Consider the following 14,641-nt stretch of genomic DNA (forward strand, 5'->3'; position numbering starts at 1 on the left):
ATCAGCGGTTAGCTGCGAAATTGCGTGCGGTAATTCTCTACCCACAATTTGGTTGCACCACACACTGCTGCCGGCATTACAATCAGGTTAACAATCGGCATGCTGGTCAGCACCATAACCGCAAACCCAAAGCCATAGGACAGCCCCTGATGTGCTTTTAAGGTATCTTTCATCTCTTTGAAAGAGATTTTGTGGTTATCAAAGGGATAGTCGTTATACTGCACGCTGTACATCCAGCATGAAAACAACACCCAGAGTATCTGGCCTATGAAAGGCAGCATCCACAGCAGGATGAAAAAGCCAATGGCGCGTGGCAGATAGTAAACCAGCTTGCTCCATTCTCGGCCCAGCATACGGGGCACATCTTTCACCAAATCGGCAAAGCCATCGTCGTTAATTGGCTGTCCGGTCAGATGCAGTTCAACTTTTTCAGACAATAAGCCATTGAACGGCGCCGCAATAAAGTTGGTGATCACCGTAAACACCATGCTGTAACTGAATAAAATGACTAAGATGGCAATGGGCCACATTAACCATTCCAGCCAGCTGAGCCAGTCCGGCAGTAAGCCATTTAGGTAGGCAAAGCCCTGTGTCAGCCAGTCATACAGGAAAAATAACGAGCCGCCAAATAGCAACACATTGATAAGCAGTGGAATAAACACAAAGCGTTTTAGTCCTTTCTGGCTTAACAGTGAAAAGCCAGCGACAAAATACTCCATACCTTTGGTCAGTTGCATTGAAATACCTCTGTACTGAAAGTTCTGTTCTCATTATAAAACTGCGCAACACAAAAAGGGCAGTCTAATCAGTAACAAATTGTACATACCATGCCATCTCATTGTGTTTTCGAGGGTTTCCTAACGGGCGGGTATAACACACCCGTTATGAGCAAAAGCAAGGGAAAATTAATTTTCAGATTATTGCACTTTGCTGGTTGAAACCACACCAGCTTGCCTATACATTGAAAATATCGGCTTTGGGAGTTTGTTCATGCAATCGCGTTACTGGGTTTTAGTATTGTGCCTGATGGTGTCACTGACAGTGAACGCCAGCGGCGGCAATGTGTCAGTACATACCGCGCAATTGAGCCAATTTCTGATCGACAACGATGACGATGATAACGGTAAACTCGACAGCGATCCGGTCATTGTTCTATACAGTGTGCACGATGAAGCCACAGCGCTGCCATTGTGTTTGCGCACTGAAGCTTGCACCCATTATCCCAGTCTTACCTATTACCAGCAGGGGATCCGTGCCCCGCCAGCTTTGTCTTAAGTCCACTTTAAAACCTTGATAGTTATTTTTGTGCGCCTGTCATTTTAAGGCGGCGCGCGTTGTGTGCTTAAAGTCATGGCGAGTCTTGATACAGGCTAACCACTGACGCGACTCTGAAGTAGAGGTGCAATATGAATACGTTTAACCGACTGAATACGCTGGATGTAACCACCGAGCTGGCCGTGCAGGCCAATCCCTTGTCCATCACTGGTGATAACGACGGGCTTGATCGCCTGACGGTTTCGGCACAAAAGTATATGCATAACCTGGATGGTCAGACTGCCATTTACCTGGACCCGGACACCAGCATTGACGATGCCACGCTGGTGCTAAATAAAACCCATGTAGCGTCTATGTTTGTGGCACAAAAAGGGCAGTTACAGGGGATCATCTCTCAGGCCCGACTGGGCAGCCGGCATATATTAAAAGAAGCACAGTTACGCGGATGTCAGCGTAATGAGCTGGTGGTGAGCGATGTGATGTTGCCGTTGCAAACCCTCAAGCAGGTTAGTCTGAACAAATTACGAGATGCCAGCGCCGGGGATGTGCTGGTGACCATGGAATCGCATGGTCTTGACTATCTACTGGTGACTGAACCTGAGACCAACCAGATCTGCGGGTATTTTGATTTGGTCGAGCTGATTAAAGTAGGTGGTCGTCCGGTAAATCAGCTGCGCCCCGCCGAGCATTTTAACGACATTGTGGTGTCTGTACTGCATCACGCAGAGCGCTGATACCCATTGGCAGCGCACTGCCCAACCGATTTATTTCCTAAAGTTAATGTAAATTAACGCCAAGGCACCTGAGGGTGCCTTTTTTATAGCAAGCTCTGTTACTCAGGAAATTTTACGCCATGGCGCTTGGCATACCAGTAGCACAAGGGCAGCTCAATCAGGGTAAAGGTTATGACCGTAAACCAGGCCCAGTTAACCTCAAACAAGAGCAAAGAAAAAGCCAATCCGGAACCATAATAGACCGAACCGACTATTGCGAGTGACACCAAAGTGGCGATCAGATCCTGAATGGATACCTTTTTCAGGTCACTGCCAGCGTAACGCGGGTAAATGACAAAATAGGCCAAACACAAAATAATGACGTTGAGCAGGATAACCTGAAGTTCAATGGACATAAATACAGCTTATAGATACGAATGAGTGGCTATTTTACGGCCCATAAAGGGACTTTGGCAAGCAAGCGGATGGATGGCGCTGCCTTTTCCCTGCTATTGCGGTTATACTTTGCAGGTAAACCAATGAGGTAGGTATGCTGTCGAAAAATCAACAAAAGCTGCTCCGTGCGCTGGCGCAAAAAAAATATCGTAAACAATATGGCCAATACCTGGTACAGGGGGCCAAAAATGTGCAGGAGCTGCTGAGCGCGGGCAAGCCGGTGAAACAGATCTTTGCCACTGCCGAGTTTATTGCCGACCATCAGTTGCTGTTGAATAATCATGAAGTAGTGACGTGTGATGAGGCCGAGCTGAGTAAAGTCAGTACTCTGGTCAGTAACAATGCGGCCATTGCCATTGCTGAGACAGAGCCGCAAGCTGAGTTGAATACCCAAGGGCTGGTCCTGGCGCTGGACGGCGTCTCCGACCCAGGCAACCTGGGCACCATTATTCGTGTTGCGGACTGGTATGGTTTGCGCCAGATTGTGCTAAGCGAGCACTGTGCCGACCACCTGAATCCCAAAGTGATCAGTGCAACTATGGGCTCTTTTGCCCGGGTTGATGTGATCAGAACCGATCTATGCGCGCTGCTAAAAGCCTACGATGGGCCGATTTATGGGGCGTTTCTGGAAGGTCAAAGCGTGCATACTACATCGTTTACAGCGAAAGGTATTTTAGTGATGGGCAGCGAATCGCACGGGATCAGTGATGCGGTGGCAGAGCATATCAACCAGCCTGTCACCATTCCGGCATTTGGCGGCGCGGAGTCGCTGAATGTGGCGATGGCCACGGGGATCATCCTCGATAACATCAAGCGCCACGGTTAAGGTGGTGGCTTTGAACCTGTGTAATTGCACTTAAGCTTTTGTTTCTATGCGCCTGAGTAGCATTAAACTGGCCGGCTTTAAATCGTTTGTCGAGCCCACCAAAATCCCTTTCCCGGAGCCGATGACCTGTGTTGTCGGCCCCAACGGGTGTGGCAAATCTAACGTGATTGATGCGGTGCGCTGGGTATTGGGTGAAAGCTCTGCCAAAAACCTCCGTGGCGATGCCATGACCGATGTGATCTTCAACGGTTCAACCCACCGTAAACCCGTCTCTCAGGCTTCCGTTGAGCTGCTGTTCGATAACACTCAAGGGCGCTTGCCCGGCTCTATGGCCGACCGTACCCAGGTTGCGATAAAACGTCTGGTGACTCGCGATGGCCAGTCGCTGTATTTTCTCAATGGCAGTAAATGCCGCAAACGTGACATCACCGATATTTTTCTTGGCACCGGCCTTGGCCCGCGCAGTTATGCCATCATAGAGCAGGGGATGATCTCGCGACTGATTGAGAGCAAGCCGCAGGAGCTGCGCATTTTTTTGGAAGAAGCCGCCGGGGTGTCCAAGTATAAAGAGCGTCGCCGGGAAACCCAGACGCGGATCAAAAGCACCCGTGAGAACCTGGAGCGGTTGCTGGATATGCGTCAGGAGCTGCAAAATCAGCTCGACAGACTGGCCAAACAGGCCGAAGCCGCGCGCCAGTACCGAGATCTCAAGGCCCAGGAGCGTACCTTGAAAGGCCAGCTGGCGGTGTTAAAGTGGCAGGAATTACATGCCAAACAACAGGAAAAAACCACTCAGATTGCTAAGCTGAACGAGCAGCTGACCTTTTTAGAGCAGGCTCACGGCGGGCACGACGATGTACTGGCGAGCTTTGAGCAGCAGGTCACCCACTTTAGTGATGCGCAGGCAGCATTACAACAGCAGCTGCACAGTACACAAACCCAGTTAACCCGCATTGAACAGCAAAAGATCCACCTGAGTGAGAAACGTCGTGAACTGACAGATAAACACACCCAGTTGAATGAAGAAATTGCGCAGGCTCAGGCGCTTTATGAACAACAACAGCAGCATTGTGCAGAGCTCACAGAGCAGTGTGAAGCGCATCAAGAGGCCTCTGAGATCAGTGCTGAAAAGCTCGCTGAAGCTGAGCTGCTTATTGATGAAAAAATGCAGCAGCTACAAGCACAGGAAGCAAGCTGCCAGACGGCGCAACAGGCTTTGGAAAAAGCACGCCAGCATACTCAGCAGTGTCAGCTGGCCTTGCAACGCCTGACACAACAGAGGCAGCATCAGAGCCAGCGGCAGGCGCAACTGGAGCAGCAACAAGCCCAGCACAGTGCGCAAAACCCGGCTGAGACGCTCGCCGAGCAACAAAAGGCGCATCAGGAGCTGGTTCATGCAATGGCCATCTCGCAACAAGAAAATCAGCGTCTGAGCACAGAGCTGCAACGTCTGAGCGAAGCCCGAACGGCACTGCAGAACAAATGTCAGGCGCAACAAGTCAGGCTCGGGCAGGCGCAGGCCCAGGTTCAGGCGCTGGAAAAACTGACTCGTGCCCAGCAAGGCGACAGCCAGGATGCGCCGGGCGAGCCACTGCTTAGTGTACTGAGAGTTGAGCCGGGGCTTGAAGCGATTGTAGAGCGTGCCATGTTTGGGCTGGGGTCACTGCGGATCACTGAACAAGACTACGCCAGCCGTATCTGGTCTGCGCCTGAGGGCGAAAAAACGCCGGGCAGTGTGGCAACGCTTGTGCAGTCCGAAATTTACCCGGATTTTCTCAACCAGATTGAATGGCTTGGGCAGGCTCGCCATTTTAGCGCCCGTGGTGCGTTTTTTGCCGCTATCGATGACGAAGGCACCCTATATGGCGGCAACTGGCAGGCGCAGAAGGAAGATGCACAGTCGGGTAGCCTGCTTGCCCATTACGGCGAGCTGCGCGCTCACAAGGCTGCATTGCCACAAATCGAAGCACAGCTGAGTGAGCTGGAAGCGTCACTGACGCCTTTGGAGAGCGCTGTGGCAACGTGCTCACACCAGCTCGAAGCGAATAAGCAAGCAGTCCATGAGGCGGCTAAACAGGTGGCCAGCAGCCAGACCCGGGTCGATATGTTGCTCGCTCAGCAAGCCAGCTGGCAGCAGCAAAGTAGCCAGCTTGAGCGCAGCCAGCTTGAGCTGGACGAGCAGGGCGAATTGCTGGTGGCGCAACTCGAAGAAAGCGAGCAGGCCCTGTGGCAGGCAGAAGAAGCACAAGAGCAGTTGCAACAGCAAATGAACCAGGCGGGCGAAGCACTCGAAGCACTCAAGCGGGCACATCAACAGCTGCAACAGCAGCAGCGTGATATTCAGCAACAGCACCATCAGGCTAAAATGAAGCTCCAGCAGGCGCAAAGCGACGCACAACTGGGTCAGACCAAACTCAGCCATCTGGCGCAAAGTTTGAAGCAGGGCACTGAAGCGCTGGATCAGGTGCAGCAGCAACTAAGCAGCTGCGATGAGCCCGGAGTTGAGCTGGAACAACAGCAAACCGAGCTGCTGATCCGTCATACTGAACTGGAGCAGGCTGCAAAGGAAACGGCAGCAAAGCTGAGTGACGCAAAACAGCAACTCGCCGATAAACAGCTGGCACTCAAAGGTGCCCAGGCAAAAAGCACCCAGCTTAAAGAGCAACGCCAGCAGCTAGCACTTCAGGAGCAAAGCCTGATGGTCAAGGCGCAGGCTGCGCTTGAACCTTTAGTTGAGCTTCGTCAGACACTTAAAGACGTATTGGCGCAGCTACCGGAAGATGCGCAGGCCAGCAGTCATCAGGGCAAGCTGACCCGGATTGGACAGCAGCTGAGTTTGCTCGGTGCCGTTAACCTGGCGGCGATTGAAGAATTTGATGAGGCGCAGCAGCGCAAGCGTTACCTTGATGAACAGCTGGATGACCTCAGTGCAGCACTGGAAACGCTCGAAGGCGCCATTCGTAAGATTGACCGCGAAACACGTAGTCGTTTTAAAAGCACCTTTGATCAAGTTAATCAGGGGCTGGCGGAGCTGTTTCCCAAAGTATTTGGCGGCGGCAGTGCCTATCTGGAACTGACCAGTGATGACCTGCTGGAGAGTGGGGTGAGCATCATGGCAAGGCCGCCGGGTAAGAAAAACTCGACAATTCATCTGTTAAGTGGTGGAGAAAAAGCCCTGACCGCATTATCATTGGTATTTTCAATATTTAGACTAAATCCAGCCCCGTTTTGTATGCTGGATGAAGTAGATGCACCGCTGGACGATGCGAACGTTGGACGCTTCTGCCGACTGGTCGAAGAAATGTCGCAAACGGTGCAGTTTATTTACATCAGCCACAACAAGGTCGCAATGGAAATGGCGGGCCGGCTGACGGGGGTAACCATGGCGGAACCCGGGGTTTCACGTATGGTTGCCGTAGACATAGAACAAGCAGTGCAAATGGCGCATGCATAATAAGTAAAGGTGAGCAATGGCCACAGAATTAAGATGGGCATTAATCGTGATCAGTGCACTGATCATTGGTGGATTATTGATACATGGCTTATGGTCGGTGAGAAAAAAAGAGAACCAGGACACCGATAACCCCGCAGTCAACAAGAAACCCGCAGCCGCGCCTCAGCCGCAGCGCGAGGAAGAGCCACAGCTGGATGAAATGAGCTTTTCTGCCGTCGATGAAGACAAAGAGTCTGCACTGGCCCAAAGTCAAAGCGAAGTGGCAGAAACACCTGCAGACTCTGCTGAGCAACAGGAAGAGGCACCGCAGGAGGCTGATTCACAGGAAACAGCGCCGCAGGACTTTATTATTCTCCATATCGAGATGCCGGAAGGCCTGACAATGGCGGGCTCTAAGCTGTTGCCATGTGTATTGAGTCTTGGCTTTAAGTACTCGGATGAAGGCTTTTTCAATCGTCATGTAGAGTCATCCGGCAATGGTCCGGTCTTGTTCCGGTTAGTGAATATGTATAACCCGGGCACGTTCGATATCGATAATATGGAACAGTTCAGCACCGGTGGCGTCAGCCTGTTTATGACGTTGCCGTGCGAAGGCGATAGCATGGCGGCGTTCAATATGCTACACAGCGCCGCGAAAAAGTTGGCCGATGAATTTGGTGCCAGTGTGCTGGACAGCAGTCGTGAGCCACTCACTGTGAATACCACCCGTGCCTATGTTGAAAAGGTACGCGAATATACCGTTTAAGCGTTAATACTGCCTGTGGGCATAGACGCGACAGAGCCACGGACTTAGGTCCGTGGCTTTTTGTGTTATTAAGAGGTTGTAATGTCAGAAACTATCAGCAAACAAATCAATGAATTAAGACAACAGTTGGAAAGTTATAACTACCAGTACTATGTCTTGGATCAGCCCACGGTACCCGATGCCGAATATGACCGGGTAATGCGCGCTCTGATTGAGCTGGAAACCCAGCATCCTGACTATCTAACCCCGGATTCTCCCTCACAAAAAGTGGGTGGCGCTGCGTTGAGTAAATTTGAGCAGGTAACGCATCAGGTCCCTATGTTGTCTCTGGACAATGCATTCGATGAGGCTGAGTTCAATGCGTTTAATCGTCGCATTAAAGAGCGCCTGCTGCACAACAACGAACTGGACTTTTGTTGCGAGCCAAAGCTGGATGGTCTGGCCGTGTCGATTCTTTACCGTGATGGGGTGCTGGTTCAGGCCGCAACTCGCGGTGATGGTCAGGTAGGTGAAAATATCACCGAGAACGTGAAAACCATACGTAACATTCCACTGCGTTTACGTGGTGACAATATTCCGGCTGAGCTGGAAGTACGTGGTGAAGTTTTTATGGACAAGGCCGGCTTTGCACGACTGAACGAAACCGCAGCAAAGCGTGATGAAAAAACCTTTGCGAACCCACGTAATGCGGCGGCGGGCAGCCTGCGTCAGCTGGATCCTAAAATTACCGCCAAACGACCACTGATGTTTTACGCCTATTCTATGGGCGTAGTGCAGGGTGCTGAGCTGGCTGATACCCATTATGCGCAATTGCAGCAGTTAAAAGACTGGGGCTTGCCTATGTGCCCGCAAACAAAGCGGGTAACGGGTGCCAGCGCGGCTTATCAATACTATGAAGCTATAATGGCCGAGCGCGACGCGTTGCCGTATGAAATTGATGGCGTGGTTATCAAGGTTGATAATAAACCGTTTCAGGAGCAGCTGGGCTTTGTTGCGCGTGCACCGCGCTGGGCCATTGCATTTAAATTTCCGGCTCAGGAAGAATTAACACAGTTGCTGGATGTAGAGTTTCAGGTAGGTCGGACCGGCGCCATCACACCGGTTGCGCGGCTGGAGCCGGTGTTTGTTGGCGGCGTGACCGTCTCGAATGCGACTTTGCACAACCGTGACGAAATCGACCGTCTGGGTGTCAAAGTCGGTGATACCGTGATCATCCGACGCGCCGGCGATGTGATCCCGCAGATCACCCAGGTGGTACTGGAAAAAAGGCCTGAAGATGCGCGCGATATCACTTTCCCGGATACCTGTCCGGTATGTGATTCCCACGTTGAGCGTGTGGAAGGTGAAGCCGTTGCGCGTTGCACCGGTGGTCTGGTGTGCCGCGCACAACGCAAAGAAGCGATTAAACACTTTGCGTCGCGTAAGGCGCTGGACATCGATGGCCTGGGCGACAAGATTGTTGAGCAACTGGTTGAACGAGAACTGATCACCACGCCGGCGGAATTATTTACCCTGCGTCAGGGCCACTTTGAGTCACTAGAGCGCATGGGTCCTAAATCAGCCAAGAACCTGGTAGGCGCGCTTGAAGAGGCCAAACAAACAACACTGGCCAAGTTTTTATATGCCCTTGGGATCCGCGAAGTGGGCGAAGCCACAGCACAAAACCTGGCAAATCACTATCTGACGCTTGAAAAGGTGATGAATGCCTCCATTGAGAGTCTACAGGAAGTAAGTGATGTGGGTGTTGTGGTTGCTCAGCATATTCACGCGTTTTTCAGTGAACCACACAATCAAAAAGTGGTGAGCGATCTACTTGAGCAAGGGTTGCACTGGCCTGAAATTGCTGCAAAAGCAGAAAGTGAGCAGCCACTTGCTGGCCTGACTTACGTATTGACGGGCACGCTGAGCCAGCTTAACCGCAACGACGCTAAAGCGCGATTACAGGCACTTGGAGCTAAAGTGTCCGGGAGTGTCTCTAAAAATACGCACGCACTGGTGGCAGGCGAAAAAGCGGGATCAAAGCTAACCAAGGCGCAAGATCTTGGGATCGATATCCTGGATGAAGCGGCATTGATTACATTGCTTGACTCACATCAGGGGTAACAACAGTCGGGCTGATTAGCCCGCCATCAAATGAGAGAAGTGGTATGAGCAAGTTGCAGGCGGGGTATGGGCCCGAGTACTGGGATAAATATGGGGTATATCGCACGCCTGTCGGCTTTAATCTGACCTTACTGGTGTTGCTCAGGCCGTTGCTTTTGTGGCTGGTTTCGGCCCTGACCTGGCGTCCAGATCTGGATCTTATGTCCTTGTTCTTCCATTCAAAACAGCACTTTTTTGTGGCGGTTATGATAGCCAGCCTGGCCCTGATCCCAACTGTGTTGTTTTCTTTGCGCAGACCAACCAGCTCGCCCAAGTTAGCCCGCTACTGGCGTTATATGCGCTGGCCATTGCTGATAGCCGCCTGTCTGGACTTAGCCTGGCTGGGGATGCAAATTGTTCAGGCACACTACCAATTCTCTTTCTATCTGGCCATCCAGGCCGTGCTGGTTTGTTGGGTCATTTTGTATTTACTCAAAAGTCGATACTTAACGTGTTTTTTTGGGGATTGGCCTGAACCTGAAAATAATTGACTTGACGCTGGTGGGCAGACAACTAAACATAAGGGCGATCGTGGTTTTCATATTGGCGTAAAAATATCACGCTAGTCTGATCCGGACTGGCTTGAGTCACTCTATAACAATAAAACCAAACGCGCGTGTTTGCCGATATGGAGTCACCCAATATCAACCGGAGAAAGAGACATGTTAACTTGGCGAGACATTCTGCAGTTCGCAGACAACGGCAACCCACAGCCACCCAGGCGGGTTGAAAAAAACCTGATGCAGTGGCAGGCGCTGCTTGAACCTTCTGTATTTCATATCACACGTAATCGGGGCACTGAGCGCCCGTTCAGTTCGCAAAGCTGTAGTGTGTTCTCACCGGGTAAATACCACTGTGCCTGCTGTGACCAACTGTTGTTTGATGCCGAAGAAAAGTATGACAGCGGCTCTGGCTGGCCTGCATTTACGCAACCCCACAGCGCAGATTCTGTGGCTTATCGACTGGATAGATCGCACGGTATGGACAGGGTAGAGATAGTGTGTAATGTGTGTGATGCCCACCTTGGACATGTGTTTCCGGATGGCCCTAAGCCCAGCGGTTTACGCTATTGCGTGAACGCACTGGCGCTGAAAAAGCACGAAGAAGGCACACATTAAATTGGGCATGCAGGGGCCAAGGCACTTCTGCCTGATCAGGGCTTAAAATCCAGGTTCATTTCTGCAAGCTGTGCCTGCAATTTCTCAAATCGCTCCTGTTGCTCGGGCTCGAGTTGCGCAGCGCTGAGTCTTTTATAGCATTTGGCAGCCAGGTTGGAGTTAAACGTGGTGGCTTTCTTCCCTGTTGCGTCGGCAAGACACTGGAGCAAATTGAGCGCAATACTGGCGTTTTTGGGCATGACCCGAAATGCCTGTGTAAAGGCTTCCAGTGCGACATCCAACTGCCCCTTCTGAAATTGCTTTACGGCATGGTTATTTAACTCTTTTGGTCCCATTGTGATGTTGCGACGTTCATCCTGCTGTTGCTGTAACAGGTGCATAAAGGCGGGATCGTTTTGTTGCTGGTGACGTTCGCAGTGTGTGATGATCTGACCAAATAACGCCTCTGCTTTGTGCTGAAACCCAAGTTCATGAAATGCTTTTGCTTTATCTAATGCGGCATCAACTGAGCGGATCTGAGGCTCATCTTCCAGTTGCTCCATCAGTTGTCGCGCTTTGCTGTGCTCATCTTTAAGATAATGCAGCCGCGCGTTTAGCACATCAATTTGAGTCTGGTTATTCGCATTGGGAAACTGCTTTTTGAGATCACTCAGATATTGCTGGGTTTGCCGGGTGAGCCGGGTGATCTGATCGTGTTGATCTGTGCTCAGTGCAAAATCAATTCCGGCGCGGGCGGCGTTTAAATAGACGTCAGGGCTGTCATGCATCGAATAACGTGCAAAATTAGCGATTTCTTTTTGCGCGTTGTAACTACATTCATAATCATGATTGATCCGAGCTACTGTGCTGAGAGATTTCTGCCGTTCGATATTACGTGGTGCAATCTGTGAGGCTTGCACTAAAGATACCTGAGCTTCCTCAAACTGATTGAGCTTTAGCTCCAGACGAGACAACAAATCCAACGCGGCCAGACGAGTTTCACTTTTTTCGATCAAAGACTTAAGCATCTTCTGCGCCATGATGTCTTCGTTATTGGCGATCAAGGTTTCCACCAGACCGAGCTTGGCCCAGGTAAACTTTTGCAATTCGAGCACAGAGCGGTAAAACTGTTTGGCCTCGTCATATTGCTTGAGCTGCAATAGGGTCTCACCTTTTAGCTTGAGCAATATCGGGCTGTAAGCGTGCTCACCGCTTTCAAGCTCTGAGTTAATAAGTTTTAGCGCCTTGGAGTAGTTTTCGTCGTCAATCAGATTGTAGAGCGTTTTAAGGCTACGTTTGCGCTTTAGTACACGCTCGATGCGTGATTTGAGTTCTTTAATACTGAAAGGCTTTACCAGGAAGTCATCAGGCTGTAACTCAACAATACTGTGCACCAGTTCGGGGCTGGTTTCGGCTGAGGTGAAAATAAACCCGGTACTTTGACGGATCAGGCGCTTTTTAAGTAGCTCTTCGTAAAGCTGATACCCATTCTGGCGTTTGCTCAGGTCAAATGAGCAGATAATCAAATCAAATTTATGATGGATACAGCTTTCCTTTGCCAGTTGGGCATTTTCGGCAAACTGGACGTTTTTATATGCCAGCTGGTCCAGCGACTGTTTAATGTAGCTCAGCGCCAGTTGCTGTTCTTCCACGATCAAAATTTTTGCATTTACAAAGGGTTGAACAGACATAAAGTGAAAGCTAAAGGAATAAACTCGGAATGCTTTTAGTCTAGTCGTTTATCTTTTCTTTTGAAACATAAGGATTAAAAAGCTTGGTAAGAATACAGAGAAAGTAGGGGGCCAGGCATTGTTTTGGATGAATGTGATACTGCATTGACCAAAATATGGAAGATAAAACAGGACTTACAGAAAGAGTGGCTGATGATATTTTTTGAAATGATGGTGGGTTGTACTGGACTTACACCTGTGACCTTCGCCTTGGCAAGAATGAACGCGATGCCGCATCGACCAACACACGGAGGATAAGACAGGACTTCAAGAGAATTTGACAGAAGATATTTTTAGTATGATGGTGGGTTGTACTGGACTTGAACCAGAGACCTTCGCTTTGATTAGGTATGAACGCGATGCCGCATCGATCAAATCATGGAGATAGAATAAAGAGAGTTTGACTGACTATTTTTGAAATGATGGTGGGTTGTACTGGAATTGAACCAGTGAACTTCGCCTTGATTAGGAATGAGCGCGATGCCGCATCGACCAATAATTATATCTTTGAAATGATGGTGGGTTGTACTGGACTTGAACCAGTGACCCTCGCCTTGTAAGGGCGATGCTCTCCCAACTGAGCTAACAACCCATGCATAGATGCAGGTACATACTCTGTATTTCCGAAGAAATGGTGGGTTGTACTGGACTTGAACCAGTGACCCTCGCCTTGTAAGGGCGATGCTCTCCCAACTGAGCTAACAACCCAGAGTATTATTTTTTGACAATTAAGTTTCTAAGATGGTGGGTTGTACTGGACTTGAACCAGTGACCCTCGCCTTGTAAGGGCGATGCTCTCCCAACTGAGCTAACAACCCATCTTAAAATTTTGTCTTTAGTTATGGTGGGTTGTACTGAATTTAATTCAATAACCCTTGCCTTGGTAAGAATGAGCGCGATGCTGCATCGACCAAGTTCACCAAATTAATGGTGGGTTGTACTGGACTTGAACCAGTGACCCTCGCCTTGTAAGGGCGATGCTCTCCCAACTGAGCTAACAACCCATAACTATTCTGACTTTTGCGTATTGAGCCATAATTTTTTCTTCTTTTTAGACAAAAAAGATTATGGTGGGTTGTACTGACTTTAATTCAGACCCCTTGCCTTGGTAAGAATGAGCGCGATGCTGCATCGACCAAGTTTACCAAATTATGGTGGGTTGTACTGGACTTGAACCAGTGACCCTCGCCTTGTAAGGGCGATGCTCTCCCAACTGAGCTAACAACCCAATACGCTGTTTCGAATGTGAATAAGATTCACCAAAATTATGGTGGGTTGTACTGACTTTAATTCAGAACCCTTGCCTTGGTAGAATGAGCGCGATGCTGCATCGACCAAATCACCAAAATTATGGTGGGTTGTACTGGACTTGAACCAGTGACCCTCGCCTTGTAAGGGCGATGCTCTCCCAACTGAGCTAACAACCCACATTCGAAACACAAGACACATTGCCGTGTCGTTGTGGGGCGCTATTATATGTTTCCTTTCAAAGGAGTCAACACAAAATCCTGATTTTTTATCTGTATGCTTCTTTTGTGTTCAGGTGTTCGTTTTTTAGGTATTTCTCTTCATTATATGTCTAAGCAATATATTGTCCGCCAGGTAAAGTGAGCGGTGGGGGGATGAGGATGTTGAGTGCTGTTTTTAGACAGGAAGGTTGGGCGGGGGAATTAAAAGCATTTGTTTCGAGATGGAAATCCGCTTGCAAAAGAAATGAATTGCCCAATGGATGTCCTGGCCTTTTATCCTGGCCTTTTATCTGTGTCCAATTGAATGGCAGTCTGTGCCTGCTTGTTCAAAATACTGAGAGATCAAGTACAAGGACATGCATAATCGAGAATAGCTGGTTTTAAATTAAGCAAAAACAGGCACTTCTATTGATTGAACCGCTCAATTCGCTTATATTCTGTGCTCTTGGGGCGTTTTTGCAGCAGTTAGAAAAAACTTGCAGAAAAGGTGTTGACTTTGTTTTCTGTGATGCATAGAATGCGCCCCGCACTCAGCGATGCAGCGTTACAGTTTCATTGCTACTGGTGAGGGGCTATAGCTCAGCTGGGAGAGCGCTTGCATGGCATGCAAGAGGTCGGCGGTTCGATCCCGCCTAGCTCCACCAAATTCAGTGCATAAATGTCCTAGTGATATAATATTTGGAACTGGCTTCGAATGCTGTTTCTAAATAATTGTGTCCCCTTCGTCTAGAGGC

General features: G+C 49.7%; 11 protein-coding genes and 7 tRNA genes. 9 read left to right on the forward strand and 9 right to left on the reverse strand.

Annotated features, from left to right (window positions below; genetic code table 11):
* Positions 1-8: 8 nt before the first annotated feature.
* A complete protein-coding gene (gene cysZ / locus C3B51_RS07695) occupies positions 9-737 on the reverse strand; it encodes a sulfate transporter CysZ (protein ID WP_130244670.1) in 729 nt (242 codons plus the stop codon).
* A gap of 253 nt (positions 738-990) precedes the next feature.
* On the opposite strand from cysZ, the gene C3B51_RS07700 reads away from it, so the two are divergent.
* Complete coding sequence (locus tag C3B51_RS07700; RefSeq protein ID WP_125716505.1) at positions 991-1,275, forward strand: hypothetical protein; 285 nt, start codon at positions 991-993, stop codon at positions 1,273-1,275.
* A gap of 131 nt (positions 1,276-1,406) precedes the next feature.
* Positions 1,407-2,009, forward strand: a complete 603-nt coding sequence (locus tag C3B51_RS07705) for a CBS domain-containing protein (protein WP_130244671.1) — start codon at positions 1,407-1,409, stop codon at positions 2,007-2,009.
* A gap of 98 nt (positions 2,010-2,107) precedes the next feature.
* Here C3B51_RS07705 and C3B51_RS07710 read toward each other — a convergent pair whose 3' ends face one another.
* Positions 2,108-2,404 (reverse strand): hypothetical protein, encoded by a 297-nt coding sequence (locus C3B51_RS07710; RefSeq protein ID WP_125716503.1) that lies wholly within the window; start codon positions 2,402-2,404, stop codon positions 2,108-2,110.
* 134 nt (positions 2,405-2,538) lie between these two features.
* Between C3B51_RS07710 and C3B51_RS07715 the strand changes: the two genes are divergently transcribed.
* The 6 genes from C3B51_RS07715 to msrB all read left to right on the forward strand — a co-directional run bounded on the left by C3B51_RS07715 (position 2,539) and on the right by msrB (position 10,729).
* Positions 2,539-3,270, forward strand: coding sequence for a TrmH family RNA methyltransferase (locus tag C3B51_RS07715; RefSeq protein WP_130244672.1), 732 nt, complete (start codon positions 2,539-2,541; stop codon positions 3,268-3,270).
* Between the two features lie 46 nt (positions 3,271-3,316).
* Positions 3,317-6,724, forward strand: coding sequence for a chromosome segregation SMC family protein (locus C3B51_RS07720; RefSeq protein ID WP_130244673.1), 3,408 nt, complete (start codon positions 3,317-3,319; stop codon positions 6,722-6,724).
* 16 nt (positions 6,725-6,740) lie between these two features.
* Entirely contained in the window at positions 6,741-7,469 is a 729-nt protein-coding gene (gene zipA, locus C3B51_RS07725) for a cell division protein ZipA (protein ID WP_125716500.1), read from the forward strand.
* A gap of 81 nt (positions 7,470-7,550) precedes the next feature.
* Positions 7,551-9,572, forward strand: coding sequence for an NAD-dependent DNA ligase LigA (gene ligA / locus C3B51_RS07730; protein ID WP_130244674.1), 2,022 nt, complete (start codon positions 7,551-7,553; stop codon positions 9,570-9,572).
* A 44-nt stretch (positions 9,573-9,616) separates the two neighbouring features.
* Positions 9,617-10,102, forward strand: coding sequence for a DUF2919 family protein (locus C3B51_RS07735; RefSeq protein WP_125716498.1), 486 nt, complete (start codon positions 9,617-9,619; stop codon positions 10,100-10,102).
* 171 nt (positions 10,103-10,273) lie between these two features.
* Positions 10,274-10,729, forward strand: a complete 456-nt coding sequence (gene msrB, locus C3B51_RS07740; protein ID WP_125716497.1) for a peptide-methionine (R)-S-oxide reductase MsrB — start codon at positions 10,274-10,276, stop codon at positions 10,727-10,729.
* 35 nt (positions 10,730-10,764) lie between these two features.
* On the opposite strand, the gene C3B51_RS07745 is transcribed toward msrB, so the two are convergent.
* The 7 genes from C3B51_RS07745 to C3B51_RS07775 all read right to left on the reverse strand — a co-directional run bounded on the left by C3B51_RS07745 (position 10,765) and on the right by C3B51_RS07775 (position 13,865).
* Positions 10,765-12,399 (reverse strand): response regulator, encoded by a 1,635-nt coding sequence (locus tag C3B51_RS07745; RefSeq protein WP_130244675.1) that lies wholly within the window; start codon positions 12,397-12,399, stop codon positions 10,765-10,767.
* Between the two features lie 555 nt (positions 12,400-12,954).
* A tRNA-Val gene (locus C3B51_RS07750) sits at positions 12,955-13,030 on the reverse strand.
* Positions 13,031-13,070: 40 nt separating this feature from the next.
* Positions 13,071-13,146: transfer RNA gene (locus C3B51_RS07755), tRNA-Val, on the reverse strand.
* 34 nt (positions 13,147-13,180) lie between these two features.
* A tRNA-Val gene (locus C3B51_RS07760) sits at positions 13,181-13,256 on the reverse strand.
* A gap of 110 nt (positions 13,257-13,366) precedes the next feature.
* A tRNA-Val gene (locus C3B51_RS07765) sits at positions 13,367-13,442 on the reverse strand.
* Positions 13,443-13,590: 148 nt separating this feature from the next.
* Positions 13,591-13,666: transfer RNA gene (locus tag C3B51_RS07770), tRNA-Val, on the reverse strand.
* 123 nt (positions 13,667-13,789) lie between these two features.
* Positions 13,790-13,865: transfer RNA gene (locus C3B51_RS07775), tRNA-Val, on the reverse strand.
* A 610-nt stretch (positions 13,866-14,475) separates the two neighbouring features.
* Here C3B51_RS07775 and C3B51_RS07780 point away from each other — a divergent pair.
* A tRNA-Ala gene (locus C3B51_RS07780) sits at positions 14,476-14,551 on the forward strand.
* Positions 14,552-14,641 lie beyond the last annotated feature (90 nt).

It is taken from the genome of Pseudoalteromonas rubra, from assembly GCF_004212645.1.
GTDB classification, from domain to species: Bacteria; Pseudomonadota; Gammaproteobacteria; order Enterobacterales; family Alteromonadaceae; genus Pseudoalteromonas; species Pseudoalteromonas rubra_G.

Excerpts from the sequence above, each read along its gene's own strand:
- cysZ (WP_130244670.1), bottom strand. The coding sequence starts at position 737 with ATGCAACTGACCAAAGGTATGGAGTATTTTGTCGCTGGCTTTTCACTG.
- C3B51_RS07700 (WP_125716505.1), top strand. The coding sequence starts at position 991 with ATGCAATCGCGTTACTGGGTTTTAGTATTGTGCCTGATGGTGTCACTG.
- C3B51_RS07705 (WP_130244671.1), top strand. The coding sequence starts at position 1,407 with ATGAATACGTTTAACCGACTGAATACGCTGGATGTAACCACCGAGCTG.
- C3B51_RS07710 (WP_125716503.1), bottom strand. The coding sequence starts at position 2,404 with ATGTCCATTGAACTTCAGGTTATCCTGCTCAACGTCATTATTTTGTGT.
- C3B51_RS07715 (WP_130244672.1), top strand. The coding sequence starts at position 2,539 with ATGCTGTCGAAAAATCAACAAAAGCTGCTCCGTGCGCTGGCGCAAAAA.
- C3B51_RS07720 (WP_130244673.1), top strand. The coding sequence starts at position 3,317 with ATGCGCCTGAGTAGCATTAAACTGGCCGGCTTTAAATCGTTTGTCGAG.
- zipA (WP_125716500.1), top strand. The coding sequence starts at position 6,741 with ATGGCCACAGAATTAAGATGGGCATTAATCGTGATCAGTGCACTGATC.
- ligA (WP_130244674.1), top strand. The coding sequence starts at position 7,551 with ATGTCAGAAACTATCAGCAAACAAATCAATGAATTAAGACAACAGTTG.
- C3B51_RS07735 (WP_125716498.1), top strand. The coding sequence starts at position 9,617 with ATGAGCAAGTTGCAGGCGGGGTATGGGCCCGAGTACTGGGATAAATAT.
- msrB (WP_125716497.1), top strand. The coding sequence starts at position 10,274 with ATGTTAACTTGGCGAGACATTCTGCAGTTCGCAGACAACGGCAACCCA.
- C3B51_RS07745 (WP_130244675.1), bottom strand. The coding sequence starts at position 12,399 with ATGTCTGTTCAACCCTTTGTAAATGCAAAAATTTTGATCGTGGAAGAA.